Annotated in this window: 18 protein-coding genes; 10 read left to right on the forward strand and 8 right to left on the reverse strand. The window is 72.5% G+C overall.

Features of this window, described 5'->3' with window-relative positions; genetic code table 11:
* Window positions 1-514: LuxR C-terminal-related transcriptional regulator (locus JNW98_RS29425; protein WP_223771343.1), on the forward strand; the 514-nt coding region annotated here is incomplete at its 5' end.
* 987 nt (window positions 515-1,501) lie between these two features.
* On the opposite strand, the gene JNW98_RS29430 is transcribed toward JNW98_RS29425, so the two are convergent.
* A complete protein-coding gene (locus tag JNW98_RS29430; protein ID WP_223771344.1) occupies window positions 1,502-2,653 on the reverse strand; it encodes a serine hydrolase domain-containing protein in 1,152 nt (383 codons plus the stop codon).
* Between the two features lie 180 nt (window positions 2,654-2,833).
* On the opposite strand from JNW98_RS29430, the gene JNW98_RS29435 reads away from it, so the two are divergent.
* Window positions 2,834-4,078, forward strand: coding sequence for a TerD family protein (locus JNW98_RS29435; RefSeq protein ID WP_223771345.1), 1,245 nt, complete (start codon window positions 2,834-2,836; stop codon window positions 4,076-4,078).
* Window positions 4,079-4,200: 122 nt separating this feature from the next.
* Here the strand turns inward: JNW98_RS29435 and JNW98_RS29440 are convergent, their stop codons facing one another.
* Window positions 4,201-4,668, reverse strand: a complete 468-nt coding sequence (locus JNW98_RS29440) for an SgcJ/EcaC family oxidoreductase (protein ID WP_223771346.1) — start codon at window positions 4,666-4,668, stop codon at window positions 4,201-4,203.
* Window positions 4,669-4,874: 206 nt separating this feature from the next.
* On the opposite strand from JNW98_RS29440, the gene JNW98_RS29445 reads away from it, so the two are divergent.
* A complete protein-coding gene (locus tag JNW98_RS29445; protein WP_223771347.1) occupies window positions 4,875-5,201 on the forward strand; it encodes a hypothetical protein in 327 nt (108 codons plus the stop codon).
* 30 nt (window positions 5,202-5,231) lie between these two features.
* On the opposite strand, the gene JNW98_RS29450 is transcribed toward JNW98_RS29445, so the two are convergent.
* The 3 genes from JNW98_RS29450 to JNW98_RS29460 all read right to left on the reverse strand — a co-directional run bounded on the left by JNW98_RS29450 (window position 5,232) and on the right by JNW98_RS29460 (window position 7,329).
* Window positions 5,232-6,260, reverse strand: coding sequence for an LLM class flavin-dependent oxidoreductase (locus JNW98_RS29450; protein ID WP_223771348.1), 1,029 nt, complete (start codon window positions 6,258-6,260; stop codon window positions 5,232-5,234).
* 149 nt (window positions 6,261-6,409) lie between these two features.
* Entirely contained in the window at window positions 6,410-7,123 is a 714-nt protein-coding gene (locus tag JNW98_RS29455) for a restriction endonuclease (protein WP_223771349.1), read from the reverse strand.
* Window positions 7,120-7,329 carry a hypothetical protein gene (locus JNW98_RS29460; protein WP_223771350.1) on the reverse strand — a complete coding sequence of 70 codons (210 nt, stop codon included), beginning with the start codon at window positions 7,327-7,329 and terminating at the stop codon, window positions 7,120-7,122. Before JNW98_RS29460 ends, JNW98_RS29455 begins: the two co-directional genes overlap by 4 nt.
* 807 nt (window positions 7,330-8,136) lie before the next feature.
* Here JNW98_RS29460 and JNW98_RS29465 point away from each other — a divergent pair.
* From JNW98_RS29465 to JNW98_RS29475, 3 genes are all read left to right on the forward strand, one after another.
* The gene (locus JNW98_RS29465; RefSeq protein WP_223771351.1) at window positions 8,137-9,135 is read left to right on the forward strand and encodes a hypothetical protein; all 999 of its coding nucleotides are present in this window, start codon (window positions 8,137-8,139) and stop codon (window positions 9,133-9,135) included.
* Between the two features lie 116 nt (window positions 9,136-9,251).
* Window positions 9,252-10,307 carry a glycosyltransferase family 4 protein gene (locus JNW98_RS29470; protein ID WP_223771360.1) on the forward strand — a complete coding sequence of 352 codons (1,056 nt, stop codon included), beginning with the start codon at window positions 9,252-9,254 and terminating at the stop codon, window positions 10,305-10,307.
* 69 nt (window positions 10,308-10,376) lie between these two features.
* On the forward strand, window positions 10,377-11,840 hold the full coding sequence (locus JNW98_RS29475; RefSeq protein WP_223771352.1) for a hypothetical protein: 1,464 nt from the start codon (window positions 10,377-10,379) through the stop codon (window positions 11,838-11,840).
* Here JNW98_RS29475 and JNW98_RS29480 read toward each other — a convergent pair.
* Window positions 11,821-12,057, reverse strand: a complete 237-nt coding sequence (locus JNW98_RS29480) for a DUF397 domain-containing protein (protein WP_223771353.1) — start codon at window positions 12,055-12,057, stop codon at window positions 11,821-11,823. The two genes, JNW98_RS29475 and JNW98_RS29480, sit on opposite strands and share 20 nt — an antisense overlap.
* Window positions 12,045-12,758, reverse strand: coding sequence for a DUF5753 domain-containing protein (locus JNW98_RS29485; RefSeq protein ID WP_223771354.1), 714 nt, complete (start codon window positions 12,756-12,758; stop codon window positions 12,045-12,047). Before JNW98_RS29485 ends, JNW98_RS29480 begins: the two co-directional genes overlap by 13 nt.
* Window positions 12,759-13,149: 391 nt before the next feature.
* Here JNW98_RS29485 and JNW98_RS29495 point away from each other — a divergent pair, with 391 nt between their 5' ends.
* Both JNW98_RS29495 and JNW98_RS29500 read left to right on the forward strand, forming a co-directional pair.
* Window positions 13,150-13,371 (forward strand): hypothetical protein, encoded by a 222-nt coding sequence (locus JNW98_RS29495; RefSeq protein ID WP_223771355.1) that lies wholly within the window; start codon window positions 13,150-13,152, stop codon window positions 13,369-13,371.
* A 151-nt stretch (window positions 13,372-13,522) separates the two neighbouring features.
* Complete coding sequence (locus tag JNW98_RS29500) at window positions 13,523-14,671, forward strand: serine hydrolase domain-containing protein (protein WP_223771356.1); 1,149 nt, start codon at window positions 13,523-13,525, stop codon at window positions 14,669-14,671.
* Window positions 14,672-14,679: 8 nt separating this feature from the next.
* Here JNW98_RS29500 and JNW98_RS29505 read toward each other — a convergent pair whose 3' ends face one another.
* Window positions 14,680-15,234 carry a hypothetical protein gene (locus JNW98_RS29505; RefSeq protein WP_223771357.1) on the reverse strand — a complete coding sequence of 185 codons (555 nt, stop codon included), beginning with the start codon at window positions 15,232-15,234 and terminating at the stop codon, window positions 14,680-14,682.
* A gap of 164 nt (window positions 15,235-15,398) precedes the next feature.
* On the opposite strand from JNW98_RS29505, the gene JNW98_RS29510 reads away from it, so the two are divergent.
* Both JNW98_RS29510 and JNW98_RS29515 read left to right on the forward strand, forming a co-directional pair.
* Window positions 15,399-15,716, forward strand: a complete 318-nt coding sequence (locus tag JNW98_RS29510) for a hypothetical protein (RefSeq protein WP_223771358.1) — start codon at window positions 15,399-15,401, stop codon at window positions 15,714-15,716.
* Between the two features lie 236 nt (window positions 15,717-15,952).
* Window positions 15,953-16,427: hypothetical protein (locus JNW98_RS29515; RefSeq protein WP_223771359.1), on the forward strand; the 475-nt coding region annotated here is incomplete at its 3' end.

The following is a 16,427-nucleotide window of genomic DNA, read 5'->3' on the forward strand; positions in this document are numbered from 1 at the left end:
GGACATCGTGCTGATGGACGTCCGGATGCCCGAGGTCGACGGCATCCGGGCCACCGAACGCATCCTGGCGACCATGGACGCCCCGCCGCGCGTCATCGTCGTCACCACCTTCGAGAACGACAGTTACGTGTACGACGCCCTGCGCGCCGGCGCGTCCGGCTTCCTCCTCAAGCGGGCCGGGGCGGACGAACTCGTGGACGCCGTACGCCTGGTGGCCCGCAGCGACTCCCTCCTCTTCCCCGCCGCCGTCCGCTCCCTCGCCGCCGCCCACGCCGCCGAACGCACCACCCGCGCCGAGGCCGACCGCCTCCGCGCCCGCCTCTCCGACCGCGAGGCGGAGGTCCTGCGGCTGATGGCCGAGGGCCTCTCCAACGCGGAGATCGCGGAACGGCTGTTCCTGGGCGCGGCGACGGTGAAGACGTACGTGGCCGGGGTCCTGGCCAAGCTCGGGGTCCGGGACCGGACGCAGGCGGTGGTGGCGGCGTACGAGTCGGGGTTCGTGTCACCGCGGTGACCCCGGACAGCCCGTCCGGCGTTTGAGGACGGTGCGGGGGGGGCTTGCCCCCGCAGGGAACGGTGAAAGGGAGGGACCGGGCCCCTCAACCCCCCACGACCACGACCGCCGTGGAAGCGGAAGCCTCACCTCCCACCCCGAAGGCCAGCGAAGTAACCCCAGGCGAAGCCCCCGCACCGGCCCGCACCGCGACCCACAACACAGCCGCACCCCCGACGGGCGCCCCCACCCGCACCCTGTCGAAGGAGAGCGACTGCCCGTCGCGGGAGAGCCGCCCGACGTAATGGGCCTCTCCCTCGCCGGGGGACCGTTCCCGGTCGTGAAGCCCCCGCCGCCGCCCGTGCCGCTCCCCCACGGCACGCCGCCGCTGCCCCACACCCGGGCGTTCACCACGGTGACCCCGGCGGGCACGACGAAGTCCTGCGTCGCGCCGGTGGCGTCGAACCGCCGGGACCGGTCGTAACCGGCGGTGGTGCGGGCCGCACCGGCCCCCGCGCCCACGACGTCCTGAGTCATCTGCCGTCCCCCCTTTTCCCTCGCGCTTCCGCACGGCCGCGTCCGGAACCAATACGACAGGGGCCCCGGATCCGGCCCATGCCACGGAAACCGGACGTTCGGCATACATCGCCGCTATCGGGTACGGGCATCCTCGCCGCCGCCGAACGGGCCTGTCGAGCGCGCCTTTTGCGCCGCCGTGCGCGGGGCTCCGACGTGGCCTCGGCCGACGCGCCCCGAACTCCCCTGCGCCCGGGGCGCGTCGAGCCGCGTGAGGGTCACGAGCAGGGGGGAGCGGCACGGTTGACGCCGCGAGCCGGTGATGTTGGCGCGAACCCGCCCGGGGCGGGGGGCCTCCGAGCGCGGCGGGACCGCCCGTACGGGTAACCGATGGTCCGGTACGCGCGGACCCGCCCCACCCACCCCGCTCACCCCACCCGCCTCACCCGTCCCGCGCCCGAGTCGCCCACTCCGGGTGGGGGCGGGTCCGGCTCACCCCGCCGCGCACTCCCGGATCACCTTCGCCAGTGCGAACGTCTCAGGCGCCGCCCCGCCCGGGAACGCGAACCGCCGCCGGTTGTAGCCGAAGGCCAGCCCCGCCCCCGGGTCGGCGAAGCCGAGCGACCCGGCCGCGCCGCTGTGCCCGAAGGACCGCGCCCCCAGGAAGGGGTAGTGCTCGGACACCACCACGAACCCCAGGCCGTACGCCTGGTAGGCGCCGTTGACCAGATCCCGCCCGGCCGCCTGGATCTCGGCGACCCGAGCCGCCATGTCGGCCGTCAGCAGCGGATCCCGCCCGTCCACCCCGCTGACGGCCGCCGCGTACAGCCGGGCCAGCCCCCGCGCGGACGCGACGCCGCCGACCGAGGCGGGCCCGGCGGCCCGCATCGACCGGGCATTGGGCATTTCCTCCAGCACGGTCGGCGCCTTGGCGTGGTTGCGGTTGAAGGCGACGCCCGGCAGCCCGTCCGGCCCGTGCCCCGCCGCCGCCCGCTGCCGCTTCTGCTCGGGCGTCGGATCCATCGGCTGGGTGCTGAGCCACCGGGGCTCCAGCTCCTCCGGCAGCCCCATGAAGAGGTCGATGCCGTAAGGGGCGCGGATCCGCGTCTCGTAGACCTCCTGCATGGTCTGACCGGTGACGCGCCGGACGACCTCGCCGGTCAGCGCGCCGATGACGAGCGCGTGGTAGCCGAAGGCGGCACCCGGCCGCCAGTACGGCCGCTGGGCGCCCAGCCGCTCGGCGATGGCGCGGTCGTCGGCCATCTCCTCGGGGGTGAAGCCGCCGTCCGCGCCGACCAGACCCGCCTGGTGGGATATGAGCTGCCGCAGGGTCACGTGCTCCTTGCCGCCCGCCGCGAACTCCGGCCAGTAGTGCCGCACCTCCCGGTCCAGGTCCAGCGTCCCGTCCTGGACGAGCAGCGCGACGACGAGGTGGGCGGCGCCCTTGGTGGACGAGAAGACGCCGGTGAGCGAGTCCCCGTCGATCTCCGGGCCGCCCCACAGGTCGACCACGCGCCGCCCGTGCACGTAGGCGGCCAGCTGGGCGGCGTGCCCGGCCCGCTCCTCGGCGAGCGTCGCGGCGAACACCTCGCGCACCGGCTCGAACCCCTCGGCTACCGTCCCCTGGACGATGGCGTCCGTCATGGCGCCCGTCATCGCGTCCCCCGTTCCCGCGTTCCCGCGTCGTTCGTGCTCAAGATCAAAAGAAAGGCACGATACACAGCCGCGAACACCATCGCCGTATTCCGCCCCGGGCCGTGGAACTTCCACCCCGGGCAATGGAACCGTAAAGCCCGATCACGCGTTGAACGGATCATGACCGCTATGACCCCCGGCTCGAACATCCCGCTCTCCGTCACCCGTGTGACGGTGGACGTCGCCGCGCCCGTGCGGCTCGACGTCTCGGGCCTGCTGCTCACCGCCGACGGCAAGGTGCGCTCCGACGCCGACTTCGTCTTCTACAACCAGCCCACGGGCCCCGGCGTGACCCACCGCGCCGGGGCGGCGGGCTCGCCCGACTCGATCACGGTCGACACGGCCGCCGTGCCCGCCGGCATCGAGAAGATCGTCGTCACCGCGAGCCTGGACGCCCCGGGCACCACCTTCGCGGGCACCGAACCGACGGCCACCGTCCGGGACGCCGCCTCGGGCGCCCCGCTGGCCACCTTCACCCCGCCGCGGCTCGGCACCGAGACGGCGCTGGTCGTCGTCGAGGTCTACCGGCGCAACGACGCCTGGAAGGTGCGGGCGGTCGGCCAGGGGTACGCGAACGGTCTGGCGGGCATCGCCACGGACTTCGGCGTGAGCGTGGAGGAGCCCGCTCCCGCACCGGCGGCCTCCCCGGCCCCGATGACCCCGCCCGCCCCTCCCGTCGCCCCGCCGGCGCCGCCCGCCCCCATGGCCCCGCAGCCCCCGGCCGGCGCGTTCGGCGCTCCCGTCCCGCCCGCTCCCCCGGCCCCTCCTGCGCCCCCGGCCCACGCCCCCGGCACGGGGAAGATCAACCTGGACAAGGGCCGGGTCAGCCTCCAGAAGAACCAGACCGTCTCCCTGGTCAAGGGCGGCCGCCCGCTGACGCAGTCGGTCCGGATGGGCCTCGGCTGGGAGCCCGCGTTCGGCGGCCGGGCGATCGACCTGGACGCCTCCGTCATTGCCTTCGGCCCCCAGCGGAACATGATCGACGCCTGCTACTTCGGCAAGCTGATGATCCTGGGCGGCACCGTCCAGCACTCCGGCGACAACCTGACGGGCGCGGGCTCGGGCGACGACGAGACGATCACCGTCCACCTCGGCGGTCTGCCGCCGGAGGTCACCGGCCTGGTCTTCACCGTCAGCTCCTACAGCGGCCAGAAGTTCACCAATGTCGCCAAGGCGTACTGCCGCCTGCTCGACGGCCAGACCGGCGAGGAGCTGGTCCGCTTCGACCTCACCGGCTCGGAGCCCAAGACGGGCGTCCTGATGTGCAAGTTCATCCGCCAGTACTCGGGCGAGTGGGAGATGACGGCCATCGGTGAGTACGTGAAGTCGAAGACCGTCCGCGACCTGGTCAAGCCGGCGGCGCAGGCGCTCTGACGGTCGCAACGGCCGGACACCACGTGGGTGCACGCGGGGGTGCATGTGGGGGTGCATGTGGGGGTGCATGTGGGGGTGCATGTGGGGGTGCATGTGGGGGTGCACGCGGGTGCACGCGGGCGCTACTCCTCCGCGTGCACCGCGTGCACCTGCGTGTTCTGGCAGGCGTGCAGCAGCCAGCGCCCGTCGTCCCCCTTGGTCAGGACGTACAGCGGCGCCCCCTCGGAACCGCCGTCCGCCGCGTGGTAGACCTGCCGCACCTTCACCGCCGCCACGTCGTGCCGCAGGAACCGCACGTGCACCGGCTCGTAGGTGACCTCGCCGTCCCAGCTCGCCGCGGGCAGGACGGCGCGCGTGAACGCGGCGATGGCGTCCAGGCCGACGAGGACCTTGCCGTGGGCGGTCGTCCAGATCGCCTCGGGGTGGAACAGCGCGAGGAACCCCTCGGCGTCCTTGGCCCGTTGGGCCCGCTCGACCTCGGCCACCACCTGGTGGATCGCTCTGACGTCCGCGGCTTCGGCGGCTTCGGCGGCTTCGGCGGTTTCGATGGTTACGGCGCTTTCGACGGTTTCGCCGGTTTCGGTGTTCATGGAGATCATCCTGATCCCTCAAGTTCACTTGAGGTCAAGGGCGGTTCGCCACCGGTTCCCCCACCGGCTCCCCCACCGGTCCCTCCGCCTCCGAGGTCATCCGTTCGGGTGGCGACGGCCCCCACCCCCTTCAGGCGACGGCCGGACCGTACGACGCTGGTGACGACCGGGGCGCGCGCCCCGGCGGACATCCGGGGGGATCTGTCATGCGATCACGGGGAAACCACGTCGTCCGGGCGGCCGTCGCCGTCGGAGCCGCCGCCGCGCTGTTCTGCGGGATGTCCACCAGCGCCCAGGCGGCCACCGGGGACTTCACCTACGTCAACGTGAACGAGGACGACTTCACGCTGCACAACCCCGCGAACGGCGAGTGCTTCCTGCTGCTCTCCGGCGCCAAGAGCGCGACCAACCGCACGAACGCCACGGCGACGCTGTTCGAGGAGCAGGGGTGCGAGGGATCGCGCCTGACCATGCCGCCGGGCACGTCGGCGAACTTCGGCGGCAACGCTCGGCACAGCGTGATGTTCGGCTGAGGCAGGGACGGAGCCCCAGACCCCTTCCGGTCAGGTGCCGCCCGCGAGCCCCACCAACCCCACCAACCCCGCCAGCCGCCGGTACGAGTCCAGCAGCGCGGCCCGGTCGTGGCTGCTGGTCGTGACGAGCACCTCGTCCGCGCCCGTCCGCTCCACCAGGGCGGCCAGCCGGCCGACGACCTGCTCCTCCGTCCCGTACACCGGACGGCTCAACGCGCCCTCGAAGTACCCGCGTTCGCGGTCGGTCATCGCCCGCCCCTCGATCTCCTCGGCCGGCTCCAGGGGCGGGAAGACGCCGCGCGTACGGGAGTAGGCGAGCGCCCACGCCTCCGGGACGAGCAGCCGGCGGGCGTCCTCCTCCGTCGCCGCGACGGCGATGTCGCCCGCGAGCACGACGTACGGCTCGGTGCGCCCGGCGGCCGACGGCCGGAACGCCTTCCGGTACCGCTCGACGGCCTCGACGAGCCGGTCCTCCCCGCGCAGCCCGCCGATCACCAGGGCGGCGCCGGCGCGGCCCGCGATGTCCGCCCCCGTGTCGTTGGCGAGGACGAACAGCGGCACCCGCAGCCCCTCGGCCGGCCGCGCGTGCACCTGCGGGTACGCCGCGGCCCCACCGCCGAACCACGCGGCGAGCTCCCCGAGCCGCTCCTCGAAGTCCTCCACCGCCTCCTTCCCGACCCCGAGCGCCCGCCGGATGCCGTCCGTGAACCCGACGGACCGCCCGACCCCGAGGTCGATCCGCCCGGGGAACAGCGACTCCAGCACCCCGAACTGCTCGGCGACGACCATCGGCCGGTGGTTGGGCAGCATCACCCCGCCGGTGCCGACTCGGATCCGCGACGTGGCGGCGGCGACGGCGCTCGCGAGCACGGTGGGAGCGGATCCGGCCACGCCGGGCACGCTGTGGTGCTCCGACACCCAGAACCGCCGGTACCCGAGCGCCTCCGCCTCCCGCGCGAACCGGACAGTGTCCCGCAGCGCCTCCCCGGGCTCCCGCCCGCGCCGGGTACGGGAGCGGTCGAGGACGGAGAGGGGGACGGGTATGCGTGTGCGGGTCACGTTCCCTGACAACGTCCGGGGCGGGGGCCGGGATTCCCCCGACCCCCGGCCGGTCAGGGACGAGGCCGGTCAGGGACGAGGCCGGTCAGGGACCAGGCCGGTCAGGGACCAGGCCGGTCAGGGACCAGGCCGGTCAGGGACCAGGCCGGTCAGGGGCGAGCAGTCGGCCTGCGGGACGGCGGGAGCGCCGCGAGCAGCTCCCACAAGGGCCGGGAACCGGACGCCCACACTCCGAGTGCGGGGCGGTCGACGACGTGCAGCCGCTGCTGCCGGGCGAAGGCCACGGCCGGCCCGGTGACCCGGCCGTTCGTCACGATCACCGCGACGTCGGCGCCGTGGACGGGGCGGGCGGTTCCGTTGAGGACCTGGAGGTCGGGCGTACCCACCGCGGAACCGGCCGGGCCGCCGCGCCGGTGCTTGCACTGGATCACCCAGCGCCGCCCGTAGGGGTCGGTGGCCTTCACGTCGGCTCCCAGGTCACCGCCGCCCCCGACGCGGACCGCGTCCCGGTACCCGTCACGGCGCATCAGGTCCCGCACGGCCTCCTCGAACCGGGCGTGGTGCAGGGCGTCCAGCTGGGGCAGCGCGTACCGCAGGCCCCGCGCGCGGACCGCCTCCCACCGCGCCCGCTGCCGCTTCCGGTGGAGGACGGCGCCGCCCGCCGACAGCGCGAGCGCCCCGGTGGCGGCCATGACCCACCAGTGGGCCGTCAGCCAGTCGACGACGGCCGCCACGAGCACGACGGCCAGGACGGCGGCCACGAGCAGGCCGGTCAGCCGGTCGCCTGTACGCTGCCGCCGCCGACCCTTGCGCGTGCGGGGGCCGGGGCGGGGGCGGCGGCGGGGGCGGGGGCGGCGGCTCATCGGCCGGCCTGGGTGACGCTGTTCGCCAACTGCCCCAGGATGTCCTGGATCGCCTGGCCCAGCGCAGTGGGCGCGAGCAGAACGCCCAGCGCCAGGGCGAGGACGGCGCTCAGCTTCTCGTCGTTACGGCTGCGCGCCTCCGTACGCCGCCCCAAGCGCACGACGATGATGACGGCGAGCAGCACCGCCACGTTGATCGTCAGCATCCGTCCGGCCTCCCCCGGCCATCGGCCGTCACCCCGTGGGGCGTCGGCACGCCACTCTGATCTTCCTGTGTAGCCGCGGCCGGACGAGACCGGGGCCGGGTTGTCGACGGATGGCACAAAGCGATCGGACTCATGTCCGGATATCGCGCAGCCGGAGGGCGGCGGTGCCGCGACCGGCCTCCGGAACCGGCCCTCCCGCCTGGCCGGTTCCCTCCCCGCCGGTCCCGGCCATCATGGGGCGTTCCGGGTCGTGATGCCCTGGTCAACGGTGGAGCGAAGGGGGCCGGCGGGGCGGGTGAGGTACGGCTCCTCGGGGCCGGCGGGGTGCGGGGGACGGCCGGGACGGGCGGGGCCGGGTACAGGGGGAAAGGATCGTGGCAGGGACGCTTTTTTGTACGGTCTCTCCCCCTTTCGCGGACGTCCGTCCCGCGTCAGCCTGGTTCGACACGGCGAAGGCCCCCGTCAATCCGTGTCCCGGGTCCCGCACGCGTCACGGCGGGTTTCGAGACATCGCAGGTGAGGGCCTGGGCCTTGGGGGAGGGCGACGCCGCATCGCACGCCGGCGTTCACGGCGCCTTTCCCCGGGGTCTCCGCACGCCGCGCCGCGCCGCGCCGCACCGCACCGTTTCGTAGTGCGTCGCGTCGCATCGCGGCACGCCGCGTCACGGCACCCGGACCTCTCCGGGCGAACTCCCCGCGGTCCGGGGTGCGTTCGGCGTGCCGTCGCGTCGTGCCCGCCGTCATGGCCGTCCCAGCGTGCGCACGGAGAAGAGCCGCGCCGTCCGTGTAGAGGAGAAGGGAAACGCCGTGCCCGAAGCCGCGCCCGAGCCCCTGCCCGAAGCACCCCTCCAAGCCGCCTCCGAAACCGCCCCCGAGGCCGCCCCCGAAAGCGGGCCCGGAAACGCGTCCCCGCCCCCCACCGCCCCGTTCTCGCTCACCCCGGGTGGCCCGCCCGACGTCGTGACGGCCGTCGCCGGCAGGACCGGCTATCCGGGCGTACGGATGACGGCGACCGGCGACGAGCCCGTCTTACCCCTCGACGCCTATGTGGCCCTCCCCCGGGGAAAGGGCCTGGAATTCCACGCGGAGGGCGGCGCGAACTGCCTCCTGACCGTGCAGGACGCCCACGGGAAAACGACCGCCTATCCCGGGAACCCGTCGCCGGACGGCCGCTCCCTCACCTTCCAGGGAGTCGACCCGGCCCTCTCCGGAAAGGGAACGGCGTCCACGGCATGGGTCGCGGTCAGGGCCGGCGACGGCGCCCGCCCCGGAAGCACCGCGCTCGCCTTCTGCCTGGGCGACGCGGCGTCCCCGTCCACCACCGTCCGGATCGTCGACGACATCCCCTTTTCCGTCTTCCCCGGCGGCCCGCCGGACGTCACGCTCGACCACGACCACCCGGTCGGATATCCGGGAGTACGGGTCCGGGCGGACGACGACGGCACGGTCTCCCCGCAGGACGTCTACGTCGCCCTCCCCGCGGGAAAGGGGCTGTACTTCTCCGCCGAGAGCGGCCCGAATTACGGGCTCACCGTGCAGGACGCCCACGGCACACCGCACCTCTTCCCCGGCCACGCGGCAGCGGACGGACAGGCGCTCCTCTTCCCCGGTGTCGACCTGTTCCTCTCCGAAAAGGGAGCGGAATCGACGGTCTGGGTCGCGGTGACGGCGAAGCCGGCCGGGGAGGCCGGTTCAGCGAAGCCGCACACCCCCGCCGCGTCCAAGGAGCCGGCCGCCCTCACCTTCTGCGTGGGCGTCCGCACCGCGCGCTCCACGCCCGTCGTCGTGGACGCGCGGCCCTGGTGAGCGCGACCGCCCGGAAGGACACCGGAAGGAGCACCAGCGCCGTGGACCCGGTGACGGCCACCCGCCCGCCCAGGACCGCCCACCCCCGGCCCACCCCGCCCAAGAAGCCGCGCGGCATGTCCGTCACGGCCCGGGTGTACGGATATCCCCCGGCCCACAACGCGGGATCCGAATGGATGCTGCACTCGATGCTCCGGCCCCTGGCCGAACGCGGTCACCGTGTGACGGTCTGGCTCTCGCACCCCGGAACCATCGAGAAGAGCTACGAGATCGACGGCGTACGGGTCGTCCCGTTCCAGGAAGGCGCCGACTTCGCCACCGAGGCGCAGCACGCGGACCTCCTGCTCTCCCACTTCGAGAACGTCCCGCTCGTGTCCGGACTCGCCCGCGCCCGCCAGATCCCCGTGGTCGTCATCTGCCACGACAATTTCGCCACGAGTTACCACAACGCGGCCGGAGCCGACCTCGTCGTCTACAACAGTGAATGGATCCGGCGGGACGGCGAGATCCACTACGCCCGTTATCCCGCCGAATTCCTGCCCGCCCGCACGATCGTCGTCCGCCCTCCGGTCATCGCGGACGACTACCGCACCGAACCGGGCGACTGCGCCACCCTCGTCAACCTCAACCCCGACAAGGGCGGCGACATCTTCTGGCAGATCGCCGCCTGGACGCCCGAATGGGACTTCCTCGGCGTCAAGGGCTCCTACGGAACACAGATCCTGCCGCCGACCCGCCTCCCCAACTGCGAGGTCGCCGACGGCGTGCCGGGAAACGACATGCGCGAACACGTCTACAGCCGTTCCCGCGTCATGCTGATGCCCAGCCTCTACGAATCCTGGGGGCGCGTCGCCGTCGAGGCGATGGCCTCCGGCATTCCGGTGATCGCCCACCCGACGCCCGGTCTCGTCGAATCCCTCGGCGAAGCCGGCATCTTCGCCTACCGCGACGACCTCCACGCGTGGCTGCACGCCCTGAAGTCACTCAGGGATCCGGGGCGTTGGGAACGCGCCTCACACCGTGCGAAGGCCCGGTCCGACGAGCTGAGCGCCACCCCCGACCTCGACCTCTGGTGCGAGGCGGTCGAGTCGCTGTACGACGCCCGGCGCCGGCGCTCCTTCCACGTCGCGGGCGCGCCACAGCCCGCGCCCGTCCCCCTGTCCGCGCGATGACGAGATGAGCGGAAGCACCACCCGTCGCAGACCACCCCCGCGCCCGCGCTCCAGCGAAGGAGGATCACCATGCCGTCGAACACGCCCGCACAGCCCGGCTCGGCCGGCGCTCCCGTCGTCGACGACCAGAACCCCAACCTGGTGAAGGACGGCGGCTTCCAGGCCGGCCCGCGCTTCAACGCCTCCGAGTGCGGCTTCAGCCAGGCCGTGGCCGTCGGCGGCGACAACGTCCGCCTCGTCTACTGGGACTACGGCGCGAGCGGCAACAGCAACGGCCAGCCCGGCGCCAACCCCGGCGACTACATCGACGTCGCCAATCACGAGTACTCCTTCGCCCAGAGCGACGCCGAAGGCGAGGTCGACGGCAGCAACTCCGTCGATCTCGTCGGCCGCGGCAACGGCCGCCACGGCTACGTAGGACAACACCTCGCCGGCCTGATCCCCGGCGCCCAGTACGACGTCACCTTCTGGGCCAGCTCGCCCTGGTACAACGAGCCGCCGCACTACACCTCGATGCACTACAGCGTCACCGACGGGAGGGTCCGCGAGGGCGGCAAGTCGCTCGACAGCGACTACATCGCCGTCCCGCAGGCGCGCAACGACCCGATCCCCGGCGGCAGCTGGCGTCGGCAGTGGAAGCAGTACCGGAAGTCCTTCATCGCCCAGTCCCCCGACGCTTACCTCGCCTTCACGGACGAGACCGCCGACGGCTACTGGACGGGCACCATGCTCGCCTGCGTCGCCGTACGGCTCTCGGCCCCCGCCCACGACTACCGCGTCGCCGGCACCGACCCCGCGAGCTCCGCCGACGCCCCCCTCACCGCCCCGAAGGACTCCCCCTTCGGCGCCTTCCGCGTCCGCTTCCTCGACGAGACCAACCAGCCCCTCTCCGGCCAGGACGTCACCCTGCGCCTCGAACCCCACTCCACCGGCTCGCACTTCTCCTACGGCGGCCAGGCCCCGCTGACCTACGCCGCCAAGACGGACGCCGGCGGCTGGCTCACCGTCCCCGCCGGCACGCTCCAGGCCGGCCCGCAGGAAGGCCCCATGCAGATCACCGCCCGGTTCCGCGGTACGGACCTGGGCGGCCAGATCGACCTGCGCGTCGGCGCCGCCGCCTCCCGTTTCGCCCTGTCCCCCGGCGGCACACCGGTCACCCTCACCCGCGCCGGCGAGACCCGCTACCCAGGCATCCAGGTGCGCGCCGAGAGCGACGGGGCCGTCGGCCCGCAGAAGGTCCGGGTGACCCTCCCGTCCGGCAGGGGCCTGGCCTTCGTCTCGGAAGGCGGCTACCAACTGACCATCATGGACGCCCACTTCGCCACCCAGACCTACACCGGCGTGCTCCAGGCCGACGGCCAGGTCCTCGCCTTCGAGGGCGTCTACCTCGCCCTCCACGGCAAGGGCTCGACCTCCGCGGCTTGGGTCGCGGTCAAGGCGCTCCCGGACGCTCCGGTGCCGGCGGACGTGACCCTCACCTTCCAGGTGGGCGACCAGACGTCACCGTCTACGCTCATCCACGTACGGCCGTGAGTTCCGCCTCCGCTCCGGGGCGCGCGAGCGCTCCGGAGCGGAGGGCTTGGGTGAACGCCCGCCAGGCGGGGGTGGGGAAGTACAGGCGGGAGGCGTACGGGTATTTGCTGTCTCTTATCGAGACGAGGCCGGGCGAAACGCCCGACGCCTCTATGCAGTCAACCTGCCCGCCGCTATAGGTGGACTTCCACCATTCGGCATTACCTAGTGCACACATGCGTCGTACTCCTCCACCAGTTGCTCGATCAGGGCGATCGATGGTCCGGGAGGCAGGGCCGCCGCATGAACGAGGTCATAGCGATGAGCGTGCTGTGCCACAGCGGCCCTGTCCTTCACAACTTGACCGTACAAATCGGCTTCGAAGTAGGCCAGGTCCGGTTCGGACGCGAACGACATCATGGTCAGCGAACCGCCCATGAGCGGGTGGCACCCTGCGGCGAAGGGCAAGACCTGCACCTCCACGTTGGGCGCCTTGACTGCTTCCAAGACGTGGACGAGTTGGTCGCGCATGACAGCCGGTCCCCCCACCGGGCGGCGGATCACCGACTCGTCCAGCACTGACCACAGGAGCGGCGGGTCGGGCTTGGCGAGGAGGTGTCGTCGGCTGACTCGCTTCGCGACCATCGCCTCGACTTCCTTCACCGACAGCCAAGGCTGGGCGCACGCGATGACCTCCCGAGCGTATGTTGCCGTTTGCAACAGCCCCGGGACGTGGTGTGCCAAGTACTTGTGCATGGCGATGGCCTTGGCCTCAAGCTCGTAGAACTTGAGGGGCACGTCGGGCACCGGAGCCTTCCTGACGTGCCCCAGCAAGTCAATGAGGTCTCCATCCGCACCAAGCAGGGCCAGGGCGTGGGTGGCGGCCCAGTCCTCGGCGGCCGCTTCGCCCGCGACGTGGAACGAGAAGGCGGCGCGCACGACGCCGAGGCGGGCGATCCACGAGCCGAGGTTGACGACCGCCCCGCCGCGGGACTCCGCCTTCGGCGGCGAACGCTTCGGCGATAGCCTGCCCGATGTTGCCGGTCGATCCCGTGATCAACGCCTCTTTGTGCCCCAGCCGTTCACTCATGACGCGCTCTCCCCTGCCTTCTCGTCCGGCGCTGTGCGGACAACCCTGCGCCGCAGGAAATGGACCGGCAAGTCCAGTCCGGTGCCGCCAGTCCCGGGCCTCCGACCGGGCGAATGTCGTCACTCACACGAGGGTGGACCGTCAACGGATGTAGACCGCGAACGACGGGAGTGAGACAACGACTTCACAGTCCCTGCGGGAGCTGAGCCCCCCTCACTCCCCGGCTGAACAGGAGTCGACATGCGTCGTATCACCGCCGCTGTTTTCGCGGCTCTCCTCACCGCCTCCCTCGCGGGACTCACGGACACGGCCACGGCCGCGCCCACAGCCGCAGCCACATCCGCGCCCACGAGCGTCACGGCCAACCAATGCATGCTGGGCGGCGGGCGGGTCGTTCCGATCTCGCCCACCGTGCGGGTCTGCGTCGGCGGCATTTTCGACGGCGCGCTGGTCGAAGGCTGACCCGGCTCGCCGCCCCTGCCCCGCACACCCGGGGGATTGCCCTACTCCGCATCGGGCGGTCAACCGGATCGTCGCGGCCCGCTTCCGACGGAAATGCTGGGACCGGCAGGGGAACCCTCCCTGCCGCAGTTCCGGTCAAGGGAGTCGGCGCGTGCGCGAACAGACGAGAAGACGACGCGGGGTAGTGGCGGGAGCGGTCGCGGTGGCCGCGGGCGTACTCGCAGCAGGATCCGCCACGGCAGCACCGTCCCCCACCAGACCCGACGCCGTCCAGCAGGGCCTGAACGCCCTCGTGCACTCCGACGGCATGCCTTCCGCCCTGGCGAGCGTCACGGACGCCAAGGGGCACACCCGCACGTACACCGCGGGTGTCGGCGACATCGCCACCCGCGCCCCGGTGCCCCGCGACGGCCAGGTCCGCATCGGCAGCAACACCAAGACGTTCACGGCCGTGGTCGTGCTCCAGCTCGTCGCCGAGGGCAAGGTGAGGCTCGACGAACACGTCGACACGTACCTCCCCGGACTCGTCCACGGCGACGGCATCGACGGCGGCAGTATCACCGTCCGCCACCTCCTCCAGCACACCAGCGGGCTGCCGAACTACACCAACTCCCTCAGCGACGACATCCGTTACTACGAACCCCGCGACCTCCTCGACCTCGCCCTCCGCCAGAAGGCCGACTTCGCACCAGGCGAGGGCTGGAAGTACAGCAACACCAACTACCTGGTCGCCGGGCTCCTCGTGCAGGAGGTGACCGGACGCCCCCTCGCCGCCGAGATCGACCGCCGCGTCATCCGCCGCGCGGGCCTGCGGCACACCTACTTCCCGGCCCCCGGCGAACTGCGCATCCGCGAACGCCACCCGAAGGGCTACTACCAGGCGTCCCCGGACGCCCCCTTCGCCGACGCCACCGAGTGGGACCCCTCCTGGGCCTGGGCGGCGGGGCAGCTGGTGTCCACCAACTCCGACCTCAACCGCTTCTCCTCCGCGCTCCTGCGCGGTGACCTCGTTCCGAAGCCCCAGCTCGACGAGATGCGCACCACGGTCCCCGCCGGCCACCCCTTCGCCACCGGCGCCCGCTACGGCCTCGGCCTGGTCAGCACCCCGCTCTCCTGCGGCGGCGTCTACTGGGGCCACGGCGGCAGCATGACCGGCTACGAGACCCGCGGCGGCGTGACCGAGGACGGCCGCGCCGTCAACGTGGCCGTCACCACGCAACCGGGAGAGGCGACGCAGAAGCACCTGGAGCAGCTCGTGGACCAGGCCCTCTGCTCACCGCCCCGCCCGGGCAAGGCCTGAAGATCAGGCTAGCCGCGGTCGCGCAGGGTGTACCCGCCGTCGACGACCTTCGCGTCGGCGGCGGGCGCCATGCACTGTGTGAGGAGCGGCTCGCCCTTCTTGGTGGCCCCGGAGAGCCCGATGCGGGCCTCGCCTTTCGTCTGGTCCTTCTCCAAGCCCTTCCCCGAGCCCTTCTCCGGGACGAAGAAGCTCACGCCCATGCGGGTGTGCGGCTCCAGCTCGGTGCGCCAGGGGTGGCCGGGGCTGGTGCGGACCAGGCGGCCGGTGACGGTTGCGGTGGGGCCGCCGGTGGTGAGGCAGTCGACCTTGAACTCACCCCAGTAGAGCTTCCCGTCCTGGGCGTGCGAGATGCGGAAGGTGCCCCAAGAGCGCCGCGAGACGCTGCCCGCGGCGTACGTGGAGCGGGCGTCGACGGACACCCGTACCTCCTGGTCCCGGACGGGATAGTCCATGCGCGCGTCGCCCTTGAGCGAGGAGACGGCGACGGCCTGCCGCGCGGGCGGCTCGGACCGGTCGGGCGCGGCGACGGCGACGGCGACGGGTGCGGCGACGGCGGCCACCACGGCGAGAGGGCGGTGGCGCGCAGGGTCCTGTTCGGCATGCGGGACTCCGATCGGAGGGCGTCGGGATACCCCCTGATCGTCGTCAGTATCCGTTCCCGCGGGCGTCAGCCGGAGGTCGCACCCGTACCCGCCACGCGGCGGAGCCGGATGACATGATCGTCGGCATGGACGAAGAGAAGCGGGACGCCCTGTCGCGGATGACGGCCGAGCACATGGCGCGGCCGTTCCCACCGGGCTTTCGCGGCCTGTCCGTCGAGGGCCAGGACATGGTGCTGCTCGACGCGGACGCGTACGGCTCCGCCATGTCCGTCCTCGACGGCACCCTCACCGACCGGCACCGTGCGAACCTCGCGCGGCTGGCGGCGGTCTGCGACAAGGTCCTCCCCGCGATCGAGGACGAGTACGCGGCCGTGTACTACGCGCACGTACGCGACATGGCCGTCCTGGCCGTCGAGATCGAGGACCTACGCGGGAGGCGGTGAGGGCGGGTCGCCCCGGACCGCGATCCGCACGAGTGGCCTTCGACGCCCCCGGAGCCCCGGGCGTGGGTGACGACGCCGCAGCCGGGCGCAAGGCCGGTCGAGTCGTCGCCTGATGGAGTGGTTGTTGTGTTCACTCCATTACCCGTGACAGATGTCGGTGGTCTCCTGTCCTTGCTGCCGCCGGACCGGCGCCCGTCAAGTCACCCGCACCGCACGGACTTTGAGGAGGGACGGGAATGATGCGATCGTTGATCAGACGCGCGTGGAGGCCGGCGGTCGCCGCCGCGTTGGGCGTGTGCGCCTTCGCTGGAACGACGGCGCCCGCTCCCGCCGCCCCGGCCGGGGCCGCCGCTTCGGGCTATCTGAACCTGCACCAGTGCATGTATTACTCGTCCTCGGCGAGCAACCACTTCAGCACGGTGGTGCCGAGCAGCGACGGACGCTTCGCGGCAGGCACGAACGTCTCCGGCACCGCGGACTCGCAGGTCTCCTGCGGCTCAGGCGACGGCAACTACCAGCTCGTCCCCATCCTCTCCGGCGTCAAGCCGCTGAACCTCGCCTCCGGGCGCTACCTGAACATCCACCAGTGCGTGTACTACTCGTCCTCGGCGACGAACCACTTCACGACGGTGGTGCCGAGCAGCGACGGGCGGTTCGCGGCGGGCACGAACGTCTCCAACACCGCGGATTCGCAGGTCTCCTGCGGCTCGG

The sequence above is a fragment of the Streptomyces huiliensis genome (assembly GCF_020037025.1).
GTDB classification, from domain to species: domain Bacteria; phylum Actinomycetota; class Actinomycetes; order Streptomycetales; family Streptomycetaceae; genus Streptomyces; species Streptomyces huiliensis.